14 protein-coding genes are annotated in these 12,566 nt (G+C 73.6%); 7 read left to right on the top strand and 7 right to left on the bottom strand.

The genetic code is table 11. The annotated features are described in order from the left end of the window. The first annotated feature begins 38 nt into the window (after positions 1-38). Positions 39-614, top strand: a complete 576-nt coding sequence (locus ACGFI1_RS01800) for a TetR/AcrR family transcriptional regulator (RefSeq protein WP_392781971.1) — start codon at positions 39-41, stop codon at positions 612-614. On the opposite strand, the gene ACGFI1_RS01805 is transcribed toward ACGFI1_RS01800, so the two are convergent. After that, on the bottom strand, positions 611-2,008 hold the full coding sequence (locus ACGFI1_RS01805; RefSeq protein ID WP_392781974.1) for an acyl-CoA synthetase: 1,398 nt from the start codon (positions 2,006-2,008) through the stop codon (positions 611-613). The genes ACGFI1_RS01800 and ACGFI1_RS01805 overlap by 4 nt on opposite strands. Beyond that, positions 2,005-3,162, bottom strand: a complete 1,158-nt coding sequence (locus ACGFI1_RS01810; RefSeq protein ID WP_392781977.1) for a CaiB/BaiF CoA transferase family protein — start codon at positions 3,160-3,162, stop codon at positions 2,005-2,007. Before ACGFI1_RS01810 ends, ACGFI1_RS01805 begins: the two co-directional genes overlap by 4 nt. Positions 3,163-3,197: 35 nt before the next feature. On the opposite strand from ACGFI1_RS01810, the gene ACGFI1_RS01815 reads away from it, so the two are divergent. Next, entirely contained in the window at positions 3,198-3,788 is a 591-nt protein-coding gene (locus ACGFI1_RS01815; protein ID WP_392781980.1) for a uridine kinase family protein, read from the top strand. Positions 3,789-3,838: 50 nt separating this feature from the next. On the opposite strand, the gene ACGFI1_RS01820 is transcribed toward ACGFI1_RS01815, so the two are convergent. Both ACGFI1_RS01820 and ACGFI1_RS01825 read right to left on the bottom strand, forming a co-directional pair. Continuing rightward, complete coding sequence (locus ACGFI1_RS01820) at positions 3,839-4,174, bottom strand: helix-turn-helix domain-containing protein (protein ID WP_138639714.1); 336 nt, start codon at positions 4,172-4,174, stop codon at positions 3,839-3,841. Then, complete coding sequence (locus ACGFI1_RS01825; RefSeq protein ID WP_392781988.1) at positions 4,171-4,563, bottom strand: type II toxin-antitoxin system RelE/ParE family toxin; 393 nt, start codon at positions 4,561-4,563, stop codon at positions 4,171-4,173. The genes ACGFI1_RS01820 and ACGFI1_RS01825 overlap by 4 nt, the downstream gene beginning before the upstream one ends. A gap of 47 nt (positions 4,564-4,610) precedes the next feature. Here ACGFI1_RS01825 and ACGFI1_RS01830 point away from each other — a divergent pair, with 47 nt between their 5' ends. The 4 genes from ACGFI1_RS01830 to ACGFI1_RS01845 all read left to right on the top strand — a co-directional run bounded on the left by ACGFI1_RS01830 (position 4,611) and on the right by ACGFI1_RS01845 (position 7,475). Then, positions 4,611-5,423 (top strand): class I SAM-dependent methyltransferase, encoded by an 813-nt coding sequence (locus ACGFI1_RS01830; RefSeq protein ID WP_392781991.1) that lies wholly within the window; start codon positions 4,611-4,613, stop codon positions 5,421-5,423. Positions 5,424-5,469: 46 nt separating this feature from the next. Then, entirely contained in the window at positions 5,470-5,658 is a 189-nt protein-coding gene (locus ACGFI1_RS01835; RefSeq protein WP_392781994.1) for a hypothetical protein, read from the top strand. A gap of 22 nt (positions 5,659-5,680) precedes the next feature. Continuing rightward, positions 5,681-6,376: a tetratricopeptide repeat protein gene (locus ACGFI1_RS01840; protein ID WP_392781997.1), complete on the top strand. Its 696-nt coding sequence runs from the start codon at positions 5,681-5,683 to the stop codon at positions 6,374-6,376. A 70-nt stretch (positions 6,377-6,446) separates the two neighbouring features. Beyond that, positions 6,447-7,475: a hypothetical protein gene (locus tag ACGFI1_RS01845; protein WP_392781999.1), complete on the top strand. Its 1,029-nt coding sequence runs from the start codon at positions 6,447-6,449 to the stop codon at positions 7,473-7,475. Positions 7,476-7,483: 8 nt separating this feature from the next. Here ACGFI1_RS01845 and ACGFI1_RS01850 read toward each other — a convergent pair whose 3' ends face one another. Then, positions 7,484-9,298: a hydantoinase B/oxoprolinase family protein gene (locus ACGFI1_RS01850; protein ID WP_387070096.1), complete on the bottom strand. Its 1,815-nt coding sequence runs from the start codon at positions 9,296-9,298 to the stop codon at positions 7,484-7,486. Beyond that, positions 9,295-11,334 (bottom strand): hydantoinase/oxoprolinase family protein, encoded by a 2,040-nt coding sequence (locus tag ACGFI1_RS01855; protein WP_392782003.1) that lies wholly within the window; start codon positions 11,332-11,334, stop codon positions 9,295-9,297. Before ACGFI1_RS01855 ends, ACGFI1_RS01850 begins: the two co-directional genes overlap by 4 nt. A gap of 133 nt (positions 11,335-11,467) precedes the next feature. Between ACGFI1_RS01855 and ACGFI1_RS01860 the strand changes: the two genes are divergently transcribed. Beyond that, on the top strand, positions 11,468-11,842 hold the full coding sequence (locus ACGFI1_RS01860; RefSeq protein WP_301177096.1) for an FKBP-type peptidyl-prolyl cis-trans isomerase: 375 nt from the start codon (positions 11,468-11,470) through the stop codon (positions 11,840-11,842). Positions 11,843-11,853: 11 nt separating this feature from the next. On the opposite strand, the gene ACGFI1_RS01865 is transcribed toward ACGFI1_RS01860, so the two are convergent. Further along, a complete protein-coding gene (locus ACGFI1_RS01865; RefSeq protein ID WP_387070099.1) occupies positions 11,854-12,495 on the bottom strand; it encodes an SRPBCC family protein in 642 nt (213 codons plus the stop codon). Positions 12,496-12,566: the final 71 nt, after the last annotated feature.

A 12,566-nucleotide genomic window follows, 5' to 3' on the forward strand; every position in this document is an offset into this window, starting at 1 on the left:
TCGTGGTGAGCGTTCACTCACCTGTCAAGGGGGCCCTATTGAGCGCGCGGGAACGGATCCTGGACGCCGCGGCGGACCTCATGCGGCGGCACGGCGTCGCCCGCGCCACCACCAAGGAGATCGCGAAGGCGTCCGGCTACTCCGAGGCACTGCTCTACAAGCACTTCCGCGACAAGGAGGAGCTGATGCTGAGCGTGCTGAAGGAGCGGATGCCGCCGTTCGCCTCGATGGCCGTCCCCGGCAGGGGCACCGTGGAGTCGAACCTCGTCGCGGTCGTCCACGGCGCGCTGCGCTTCTACCGGCGGGCGTTCCCGATGATGGCGTCGATGGCGGCGCAGCCCGCGCTGCTGAACGCCACCCGCGAGTCGCTGCGCAAGTACGGGGCGGGGCCGCAGGAGCCGGTGCGGGCGCTCGCCCGGTACCTGGACGCCGAACGCGGCCTCGGCCGCGTCGCCGCCGGCGCGGACGCGCAGGCGGTGGCGGCGCTGCTCATGGGGGCGTGCTTCCAGCAGGGGTTCCTGCACTACTTCGCCGAAGGCGAGGACGGCCCCGACCTGCCGGAGTCGTTCGCGCGCGGCCTCGTGCGGCCCGTCCTGGCGGAGGTGCTGCCCTAGAGCTCGCCGAGGCGGGTCTTCACGACCTTGCCCATGGCGTTGCGCGGCAGCGCGTCCACCAGGTGGACGACGCGGGGCCGCTTGTGCACCGACAGCCGCTCGGCGACGAACCCGATGAGCTGGTCCGCGCCGACGCCGTCGGCGACGACGTAGGCGGTGACCTGCTCGCCGAGGTCGTCGTGCGGGGTGCCGACGACGGCCGCCTCCCGGACCGCGGGATGCGCGAGCAGTGCGTTCTCGATCTCCCCCGCGCCGATCCGGTACCCGCCGCTCTTGATGAGGTCGGTGGACGCGCGGCCGACGATGCGGTGCCAGCCGTCCGGGCCGATGGTCGCGATGTCGCCGGTGCGGAACCAGCCGTCCGGCGCGAACGACTCCGCGGTGGCCTCGGGCCGGTTGAGGTAGCCCTTGAACAGCAGCGGCGCGCGGACGTGCAGCTCGCCGGGCGCCTCCCCGTCGTGCGGGACGGCGCTGCCGTCCTCGGCGACCAGGCGGGTCTCGACGCCGGGCAGCGGCATGCCGACATAACCGGGGCGCCTGTCACCGTCGGCGCGCGCGCTGACCGTGATGAGGGTCTCGGTCATGCCGTACCGCTCGACAGGCCGGTGCCCGGTGAGCTCGGAGAGCCGCTCGAAGACGGGCACGGGCAGGGGCGCGCTGCCCGAGACGAGGAGCCGCGCCCCGCGGAGCGCCTCGGCGGTCGCGGGATCGGCCGCCGTCCGCGACCACACCGTGGGGACGCCGAAGAACAGGCTGCCGCCGTCGTCCTGCGCGGCCGCCGCGTACAGCTCCGGCTTGGGACGTCCCGTGTGGACGAGCGGCGACCCCACCCGCAGCGCCCCGAGCACCCCGAGGACCAGGCCGTGCACGTGGAACAGGGGCAGCCCGTGGACGAGCACGTCGCCGGGCGTCCACGCCCACGCCTCGGCGAGCGCGTCCAGCCCGGCGGCGATCGCGCTCCGCGAGATGAGCACGCCCTTCGGCGCGCCCGTCGTCCCGCTGGTGTAGAGGATCAGCGCGGTCGCGTCGGCGGGGACGGCGCCGCCGCCGCTTCCGCCGCGCGGCAGCCGGTCGACCGGAACCAGGGGCGGCTCGCCCGGCGCGGGCTCCGTGCCCCCGGCGGCGAGGATCATGCTCGCCCCCGAGTCGCCGAGGATGTGGGCGCGCTCGGCGGGCCCGGAGTCGGGCGGCAGCGGCACCACCGGGACGCCCGCGAGGAGGCCCCCGACGACCGCCGCGACCGTCTCCAGCGACGCCGTGGCGTGCACGGCCACGGCGTCCGCGCCCCGGATCTCCGCGGCGACCGCGGACGCCCGGCCGAGCAGCTCGTCCCGCGCCAGCTCCCGGCCCGCGACGCGCACCGGCCCGCCGGTCTCGCCGAGCAGGTCCATCATTCGCCCCTCTCCTTCTCCTCCAGCCAGGCCAGGACCGCGTCGTTGTGCTCGCCGAGCAGCGGCGGCGCGGTGTGCTCGCGCGGCGGCGCCCCGTCGAACCGCAGCGGCGGGCCGGGCAGCTCGATCCGGCCGAGCTGCGGATGGTCGACCTCGATGACCAGGCCCTGCGACCGGGTCTGCGACCACTCGTAGACCTCGTCGATCGACCGGATCGCCCCGGCGGGGACGCCCGCCTCGTCCAGCCGCGCGAGCCACGCGTCCCGCGTGTCGGCCGCCAGCGCGCGCTCGATGTCGGCGGTCAACTCCGCACGCCGGGCCGCCCGGTCCGGGATCGTGGCGTAGCGCGGGTCGTCCGGGTCGAGCCCGGCGAGCGGCGCGAACCGGCGCCACAGGCCCTGGTTGGCGACGCCGATCTGGATCTGCCCGTCCTTGCAGCGGAACGTCCCGTACGGGGCGATGGACGGGTGGTCGTTGCCGACCGACTCCGGCGCGTCGCGCGCGACCGTCCACCGCGTGCCCTGGAACATGTGCGCGCCGACCACCGACGCCAGCAGCGACGTGCGCACGACCGTCCCGCGCCCGGTCCTCGTGCGCTCGTACAGCGCGGCCAGCACCCCGGCGACCCCGTTGTGCGCCGCGAGGATGTCGGCGATCGAGAGACCGACCTTGCTGGGCGTGCCGGGCGGCCCGGTCACGCTCATGATCCCCGCCTCGCCCTGCACGATCGCGTCGTAGCCGGGCCGCCCGCCCTCGGGCCCGCCGTGCCCGAACCCGGTGATGGACAGGACGACCAGGCCGGGGTTCAGCTCGTGCAGCCGCTCCACGGGGAACCCGAGCCGGTCGAGCACCCCGGGCCGGAAGTTCTCCACCAGCACGTCGGCGTGCCGCACCAGCCGGGCCAGGACGCCGGCGCCCTCCTGCGACTTCAGGTCGAGGGTGACCGACTCCTTGTTCCGGTTGATCGACAGGTAGTAGGTGCTGACCTGCTCGTCCCCCGCGAACGGCGGCCCCCACCCGCGGGTCTCGTCGCCGCCGCCGGGATGCTCCACCTTGATGACCCGGGCGCCGAGGTCGGCGAGCGCCATGGTGGCCTGCGGGCCCGCCACCACGCGGCTGAGGTCGACGATCACGACGCCTTCGAGCGGTCCGGGCAAGGACGTCCTCCTTCGCGGGTACGGCACCTGGAAGTATGCCGTCCGTGCCGCCTTCCGCGATGACCTACCCCGCGCTCGCCGCGCGCCTGCTCGTCCTGCCGCCGTCCTGCGGCCCGGCGCGCCTGGTCGCGGTGGACGGCCCGAGCGGCGCCGGGAAGTCGACGTTCGCCGGCCACCTCGCGGAGGCCCTGGTGGGCGCGCCGATCGTCCGCTCCGACGACTTCCGCGTCCCATGGGACGCCGACCCGCTCACCTGGTGGCAACCGCTGCGCGCGGCCGTCCTCGACCCTCTCTGCGCGGGACGCCCGGCCCGGCTCCGCCGCTACGACTGGCACCGCGACGGTTACGGCCCCGAGGAGGAGATCCCGCCGCCGCCCGTCCTCATCGTCGAGGGCGTCGGCTCCGCCTGGGCCGACTCCCCCGCCGCCTACCGCATCTGGATCGACGCGCCTTACGACGTCCGCCAGGCCCGCGCCCTAGCCCGCGACGGCGTCGAGTACGCCGACGCCTGGGAACAATGGGCCGCCCGCGAAACCGAGTTCTTCACCAAGGACGACACAAAACCCCGCTGCGACCTCCACATAGACGGCACCACCTTCACCCCCCACCGCTTCACCACCCACTGACCCCACGGCCGATTCACGCTCGCGACCATGGCGAACGCACACCGGCCCCGCTACGCGGCGTGAGTATCGGTGCCGCGCAGGACGTACATGTCGTCCCCGAAGACGGCCGAGATCTGAAGCTCACCACCGATGGCCTGGACATACCGGGCAATGGCCTCGACGGTGGAGACCTCGCCTCGCTCGATCTGGGACACGCGGCTCTTGGTCACGCCCATCCGGTCGGCCACCTCCTTCTGGGACAGGCCGATGGCCTTGCGCCTCTCCGCGAGGCGGTGCCCATCGATGTACGCCTGGTTGCGCTTGCGCGCCTCGGCCACGCCCCGCTCACCGCCGGCGCCCTCGACGACGTCGGCCCGCACATCGCTCCACTTGGGAAAATTCGTCATCGCGACAGTCCCTCCTCGCCCTCTCGCTCCTTCAGGTAGTCGACGTACAGCTCTTCGGCGCGCGGTATCGCCCGCCGGTACCAGCCCGACCAATCGCCCGACTTGTCCCCGCCGACGAGCAGGATCGCCGATCGCCACGGATCGAAGACGAACAAGATGCGAATCTCTGATCGTCCCGCCGAGCCCGGACGCAGTTCCTTCAGGTTGTGGATCTCGGAACCCTCCAGGCGATCGACGAGGGGGCGTCCAAGCCCTGGCCGTCCTCGGCCAGTCGGTCGACTGGCCGAGGACCTGGGCCTTTGAGCGCTCCTCCAACCCGCCGATCCAGCTGAGGAACTCGTTCGTGACGCGGATCTCCCATTCCTCGTCGACGAGTGGGAGTGTAGCAAATCCTCTACCCCCTCAAGGGGTGATCAGTGCGCCCTATGCTCTGGCCATGACGGATGCCGACCATCTGGCGACGAACAAGGCGCTCTGGGATGAACGGGTGCCGATTCACCTGGCCAGCGACTTCTACGACGTGGCCGGGTTCAAGGCCGGCGGCCAGGCCCTGCGCGACTTCGAGACGGCCGAGGTCGGAGACGTCACGGGGCGGCGGCTCGTCCACCTGCAGTGCCACTTCGGGCTCGACACCCTCTCCTGGGCCCGCCGGGGCGCGCACGTGACCGGCCTGGACTTCTCCGAGAAGGCCATCGAGGCCGCCCGCAGGGTGGCGGACGAAACAGGTCTCACGGCGCGCTTCGCCGTGGCCGACGTCTACGACGCGCCGGCGGTCCTCGGCGAGACCTACGACATCGTCTACACGGGCCTCGGCGCCCTGTGCTGGCTCCCCGACATCGACCGCTGGGCCGGAGTCGTGGCGTCACTGCTGGAGCCGGGCGGGTTCCTGTACCTGGCGGAGTTCCACCCGTTCGCCGACACACTCGACGACCGCGAAGGCCGCACGCTCACCTATGACTACTTCGCCGACGGCCCCCAGATCTGGGACGAGCCGGACATGGGCAGCTACGCCGACCCGCAGGCCCCGGTCCAGCACACCCGCTCGATCGAGTTCGTCCACGGCCTGGGCGAAGTGGTGACGGCCCTGACCACCAAGGGCCTGCGCATCGATTTCCTTCACGAGCACGACTACACGCTCTGGCAGCGGTTCTCCATCTTGGAACGCCACGGCACCACCTACCGCCTCCCGGAGGGCCACCCCCGCGTCCCCCTGATGTACTCCCTCCGCGCCACCAAGCCCGCCCTTTAGTCACCGCCGCGACCGCGGCCCCGACGGGCCCGCCGACATGCCCGCCATGGACCCGGCCGAGTATCCGACGATGGCCGCCCTCGCGCCGCTGCAGGACGACTTCGGCTCCGCGGCGCAGTTCGACCGGCTGCTCGACGCCGTCCTGAGCGGGATCCGGAGCCGGGCCGACGGCGGCGTGACTCGGTCGGCCCCAAGCGGAGCGGACGGGTCTGGCGAAATCGGTATGACCGTGTGATCTCGGTCGGTAGCTTGGCGTCATGAGCGGTGACGGCCTTGCGCACGGGATCGGTCCGGCGGCGAAGATAGCGCTGCCGCAGGCGGCGGCAGAGGACGACGAGGACGCCGCGTCCCTGTGGTGTGCGCGGCTGGCCCAGTTCGGGATGGTCGAGGCGGCCAGGCAGTACTTCCGTCCGTCCGGCGAGGAGGGCGACCTCGCCGCGGTCAAGTGCATGGTGTGGCTCGCCTGGGAGGCCGGGGAGGACGGCGACGCCCGGACGTGGCTTGAGCGAGCCGCCCTGACCGGTGACTTGTGGGCGATGTACGAGCTGGGGCGGTCCGTGCCGGAGCCGGACGAGGCGGAGCGCTGGTACCGCCGGGCGGCCGAAGCGGGTCACGCGCTGGCGATGAACAACCTGGGGTCGCTCCTCAGCCGCACCGGCCGGCGTGAGGAGGCCATGGCCTGGTACCGGCGCGCGGCCGAAGCCGGTGTCGACATCGCGATGAACAACCTCGCCGTCCAGCATGTCCTCCAAGGCGAGCATGCGGACGCCGAGCGGTGGTTCCGGCGCGCCGCCGACACCGGCAACGTCGACGGGATGGCCAACCTGGGGCGCGTGAAGCTGGAGGCGGGCGACCTCCGGGACGGCGAGGCGTGGCTCGCCAAGGCGGCCGAGAAGGGGCACCGGGGCGCGGCGGAACGGCTCGCCGAGCTGCGGGCCGAGCCGGGCCGATGATACTCGGCACGGATCTCTGGAGCCCAGCCACCGGCCGCGAACCCGAGCGGTGAGGCGGTTGCGTCGTGCGATGTCGGGGCGGGCCGCCGAGGCGGGGCTGGGCGCCGTGCGGCGCGTGCACCGGCAGCACCGCGGCCGGCCCGACTGGACCGACCTCGTCCCCTGGGTCTTCGGCTTCGCCATGGCGGCGGGCGTGGCCGCCGCCTTCGACTGGCGGTTCGTCCTGCTGCTGCCCGCGCTGGTGTGGGCGGGCCTGGCCTGCTGGGTCCGCTGCGGGCCGGTGGACGGGCCGCGGCACCGGTTCGCCGTTTGCGAGGACGGTCTGCTGGTGTGGGCGCGGGACGCCTCCACCGCCGTCCCGTGGGATTCGCTGACGACGCCCGACTGGGGCCCGAAGCGGCGGGTCGTGCGGCTGGCATGGACGGACGGCGCCGAAGAGCGGTCCGTGTTCGTCGGCCCGGTGAACGCGTCCCGGGATCTGGGCAGGGCCGTGGAGCGCCGGGGGCCGGTGCGGGCGTCGCTCCGTCCGCGGCTGGTGGTCGGGGCGGCGGGCATGGCGGTGCTCGTGCTGGTGGGCTGGATCGTGCAGCCGTGGCTCGTCCGCGCCGTCCTCGGGGAACGGCCGGAGCAGCTGCAGGACCTCGCCCGGCTGTGCTGGCGCCAGGACCGTCCCTTCGAGCGGGCCGCGAAGCATGATGGGGCGGGCCCGCATCCGCTGGTGTTCTTCCGCGAGGGAGCGGGCCGTCCGCAGTACGCGACCACGGGCGAGGGCGCGAAGCGGCCCGCGCCGGACGAGGTGGAGCTGGTGGCGTGCAGCTACCCGGCGGGCCGCGTCTCGGACAAGCCGATCCAGTGGTGCCTGTACGAGGGCGGCCTGAGCACCGAGTCCTACCAGGGCCGCCACCGGCTCGACGTCTACGAGGCCCGCACCGGCCGCCTCGTCGGACGGCGGATGCTGACGGGCCGCGCCAAGGTCGGCGAGTGCGCCCCCGCCAAGTTCGTCTACGGCCCACCGCCCCACAACGACGTGCTGAGGGCTGAGACCTACCCCCCGATGACGGATTACCAGACCGCCCTGCAGCCGTTCATCGGCCCTTAGCCGAGCGTTCAGTCGAGGGTGTCGACGTCGGCGGAAGCGGCACCGTCGGCGAGGCGCGGGTAGCCGGGGCCTCGGTCGAAGAACGGGACGGGGCCGCGGTCGGCGCGCAGGCGCGCGCGCAGGGCTGCGGTGGCCTCGTCGTCGACCGTGCCGTCCCGGAGGACGACGCCGTAGTCCTCGCGGGCACCTTCGAGGGAGACCTTGCCGTCGCGGACGTCGGCGGCCACGCGGGACGGGTCGCGGTTCAGGGGGTCGCCCCAGCCGCCGCCTCCGGTCGTCCGGATGCGGATCGTCTGGCCCGCCTTGACCGGGTGGTCGTCGACGAGGCCGTCCATCTCCTCGCCGTCGATGTCGACGCGGAAGGGGCGTCCGGCGCGGCCGCCGTTGACGCCCCAGCAGGACAGGATCGAGCGGTCGGCGATCGACATGTAGTGGGCGTCGCGGAGCATGCGGATGTGCTTGTCGTAGCCGAGGCCGCCCCGGTGCTCCCCCGGGCCGCCGGAGTCGGTGGCGAGTCCGAGGCGCTCGACGATGAACGGCCAGCGGGCCTCGGCGAACTCGGCGGGGATGTTGCGGGAGTCGGGCACGACGTGGATGGTGTCCTCGCCGTCGGCGTAGTAGCGGCCGCCGGAGCCGCCGCCGAGGACCTCGCGCATGAGGTACGGGCCGCGGTCGTCCTCGCCGTAGACGCCGGTGTAGCGGATCGTCTCCTGGTCGGCGGGCATCCGGCCGTTCGTGGCCTTCGCCAGGACGCCCGCGAGGACGCCGAGGAGCCGCAGGATGACGAACGTGCGGGCGTTGGTCGGGGCCGGGAAGACGGGCGTGAGGAGGGTGCCCTTCTCGGGGAAGCGCATCTCGATGAGGGGGACGACGCCCTCGTTGACGTCGAGTTCGGCGGCGCGCTCGGGGGTGTCGGCCAGGTTCCGCAGGACGGGCGCCAGCCACTTCTTCAGGAAGACGCCGTCGGCGTAGTCGCCCGCGTGGTTGATGGGGCCCTTGGCCTGGGGCGAGGTGCCGGTGAAGTCGATGACGAGGGGGACGGCGGCCGCCTTGTCGACGGTGAGGGTGATGCGCTGGGCGTGCAGGCGGGGCGGGTCGACGCCGTCGTGCTCGGCGTAGTCCTCCCAGGTGAACGTGCCGTCCGGGATCTTGGCGAGGAGTTCGCGGCGGAACGTCTCGGTGGTGCGGTCGATGATCGCGTCGAAGCAGTCCTCGACGGCGGCGCGGCCGTAGCGGGCGAACAGCTCGCCGAGCCGGCGGGCGCCCATCAGGCAGGCCGAGCACTCGGCGTCGAGGTCGCCGGCGAGGGAGTCGGGCATCCGCGAGTTGCGGGTCATGATGGCGAGGGCGGCCTCGTTCGGGACGCCCCGGTCCCACAGCTTGATCGGCGGGACCATCAGGCCCTCCTCGAACGCGCTGCGGGCGTGGCTCGGCATCGAGCCGGGGACGGCGCCGCCGATGTCGTCGTGGTGGCCGAACGCCTGGACGAACGCGACGACCTCGTCCTGGTGGAACACCGGCACCGTGACGCACAGGTCCGGAAGGTGGCCGATGCCGCCTTCGGAGAGGTACACGTCGTTGTGGAAGAACACGTCGCCCGGACGCATGCCGCCGAGGGGGAAGTCGCGCGCGATCGGCTGGACGAGCGCCGAGTAGGAGCGGCCGGTGAGCTTGCGGAGGCGGCGGTCGTGGATGCCGGCGCGGAAGTCGTGCGCGTCGCGGATCATCGGGGAGCGGGCGGTGCGGGCGATCGCCGTCTCCACCTCGCGCTCGACCGAGGCGAGGGTGCCCTCGACGATCTCCAGCAGGATCGGGTCGGTCATCGCGTCACCACCAGGTTGCCGTAGCCGTCGAGCCGCGCGGTGAAGCCGGGATGCAGCGGGACGGTGGAGCCGAACTCCTCGATGATCGCCGGCCCCGCGATCTGGTCGCCGGGGGCGAGTTTCTCCCTGCGGTAGATCGGCGTCTCCTGCCAGGAGTCGAAGTGGACCCGCCGGGTGCCGGTCCGGGCGCGGGACGGGTCGCCGTCGCCCGGCGGGCGCTCGGCCAGGCGCGGGCGCTCGATCGGGCCGATGCCGGAGACGCGCAGGTTGACCCACTCGACCGGATGGCGGGGGTCGTCGCGGTAGCAGTAGCCGTAGAGGGCCTCGTGGGCGTCGTGGAACCGGCGGACGACCTCCGCGCGGAACGCCTCGCCGGGGGTCCCGGCGGGCGCGGGCACCCGCACCTCGAACGCCTGCCCGTAGTAGCGCAGGTCGGCGGAGCGGGCGAAGCGGCGGTCGCCCTCCGGGAAGCCCTCGCGGGCCAGCGCGGCGGACGCCTCGGCCTCCAGGGCGGTGTAGCCGTCGCGCAGGAGCGCGGAGTCGAGTTCGGCGTCGCGGACGACCCGCGTCCGCACGTAGTCGTTCTTCGCGTCCACGGTGAGCAGGCCGAACGCGGAGAGGTTGCCGGGGTTCTCCGGGACGACGGCGGCGGGCAGGCCGAGCACGTCCAGCAGCCGGCAGGCGAGCAGCGGCCCCGAGCCGCCGAACGCGACGAGCGGGTAGTCGCGGACGTCCAGGCCCCGCTTCACGGTGATCTGCCGGATCGCGTTCGCCTGGTTCCACGCCGAGATCTCCAGGATGCCGGCGGCGGCGCGTTCGAGCGGGAGGCCGAGGTCGGCGGCGAGTGCGCCGAGCCCGGCGCGGGCCGCGTCCACGTCCAGGGGGACCTCGCCGCCGAGCAGGTGCGGCGGGATGCGGCCGAGGACGGCGTGCGCGTCGGTCACCGTCGCCTCGGTGCCGCCGCGCCCGTAGCAGAGCGGGCCGGGGTCGGCGCCCGCGCTGCGCGGGCCGACCTTCAGCGCGCCCTCGGGCGAGCGCCACGCGACCGAGCCGCCGCCCGCGCCGACCGTCACGATGTCGATCATCGGGATCTTGACCGGGTGGCGGCCGATGGCGCCCTCGGTGGTGAGGGTCGGCTCGCCGTCCAGCACCACGGCGACGTCGGTGGACGTGCCGCCGCCGTCCAGGGTCACGACCGAGCCGTGCCCGCTGTGCGCGACGACGAACGCCGCGCCGAGCGCGCCCGCCGCCGGGCCCGAGAGCACCGTCGTGATGGGCTGCCGGGCGACCTCGTCGGCCGACAGGACGCCGCCGTTGCTCTTCATCACCAGCAGGCGGGACGCGACGCGCTCGGCGATGCGGGCGAGGTAGCCGTTCATCGCGGGCTTGACGGCGGCGTCCACGAGGGTCGTCACCGACCGCTCGTACTCGCGGTACTCGCGCAGCACCTCGCACGACAGCGACACGACGGCGTCCGGGTGCTCGCGGCGCAGGACGTCCCGCATCGCCAGCTCGTGCGACGGGTCGGCGTAGGAGTGCAGGAAGCACACGCCGATCGCGCGGATCCCCTGCTCGCGGAACCAGCGGGCCGCCGCGACCGCCGACGCCTCGTCGAACGGGCGGATCTCCGCGCCGGTGTGGTCGAGCCGCCCGCCGACCGCCCGCACCCGGTGCACGGGGACGATCCGGGGCGGCTTCACCCAGAAGTAGCTGTTGCCGTAGCCGTCCGGGACGCTCTGCCGCGCGATCTCCAGGACCGGCTCGAACCCCTCGGTGGTGATGAACCCGAGGTCGTCGATCCGGTCTTCGAGGAGCCGGTTGGTCGCGACCGTGGTGCCGTGCGAGAGCGCCGCGACGTCCTCGGGCCCGGCGCCGAGCAGCCGCAGCACCTTCGCGACGCCGGCCGCGAAGCCCTCGGCCGGGTCGGCGGGCGTGGACGGGGTCTTGGTGGTGGTGAGCCCGCCGCCCTCGTCCAGCGCGACGACGTCGGTGAACGTCCCGCCCGTGTCGATCCCGATCCGCAGCCGCCTCGCCATGGTGAAGGGTCTACCGGACGGCGGCCACCAGGGAAACCGTCGCAATCTGCCAACGGGCGCGTCGTTCTTTCGTGAAGGCGCGTGGGGCTAGGCTGAGCATTTTCCATCGGACGACAAATGCTGGAGCCCTTTCATGGCGCTTGAACGCCCCGAGATCGACTTCCCCGAGGGACAGCCGCCGCAGTACCTCGACATCACCGACATCACCGAGGGCGACGGCCCCGCCGCGGCCAAGGGGTCGCAGGTGTCGATGCACTACGTGGGCGTGTCCTGGTCCACCGGCGAGGAGTTCGACGCGTCCTGGAACCGGGGTTCGACGCTGGACTTCGAGCTCGGTTCCGGCCGCGTCATCAAGGGCTGGGACATGGGCATCGAGGGCATGAAGGTCGGCGGGCGCCGCAAGCTCGTCATCCCGCCGCACCTGGCCTACGGCGACCGCAGCCCGAGCCCGGCGATCAAGCCGGGCGAGACGCTCATCTTCGTCGTCGACCTGGTCGCCGTCAGCTAGGAGAGCGCGGCTCAGCGGCGCGCGCGGCGGCCGAGCAGGTAGCCGAGCGCGACGCCGGCGAGGGCGACCGCTCCGCCGGCGCCGAACGCCGCCGTCATCGGCCACGCCGCGGACGCCCGCTCCGGCGCCGCCGCGGCGCGTCCCGCGTAGACCGTGCCGGTGCCCGCCGGGACCTCGGCGGGCGCCGGGGCGGCGCCGGGAGCGGCGGCCGGGGCGGGCGCGGTGAGGTCGCGTTCGACGGCGGCGAAGAACTCGCCCGCGGTGCGCTTGGCGACGCTGCCGAGCATCCGCTGCCCGACGCCGCCGACCATCCCGCCGACGACCGCCTCGGCGTCGTAGTCGATGCGGGTCGCGCCGTCGCCGTCCGACAGCCGGACGCGGACGGTCGCGTCGACCGTGCCCGGCGCGCCCTGGCCGCGCGCCCTCAGCACGAACGAGCGCGGCGGGTCGGGTTCGGCGAGCTCGACCTGGCCCACGTAGGTGCCCTGGATGGACGCGACGCCCGCGGTGACCGTCATCCGGTACGTGCCGGGGCCCGTCTCCTCCAGGGAGCGGCACCCCGGGATCGTGCGGGCGAGGACGGCCGGGTCCTGGAGGGCGTCCCAGACGCGGTCGAGCGGCGCGGCGACGCCGGCACTGCCGTTCAGCTGCATGTCCCGACTGTAGAGAACGCGGCGGCGGCGCCGAACGGCAACATCTGCCGAGTACACGCCGACGATTGGGC

Origin of the sequence: Actinomadura geliboluensis (assembly GCF_043197915.1) — a bacterium.
Classification (GTDB): domain Bacteria; phylum Actinomycetota; class Actinomycetes; order Streptosporangiales; family Streptosporangiaceae; genus Spirillospora; species Spirillospora geliboluensis.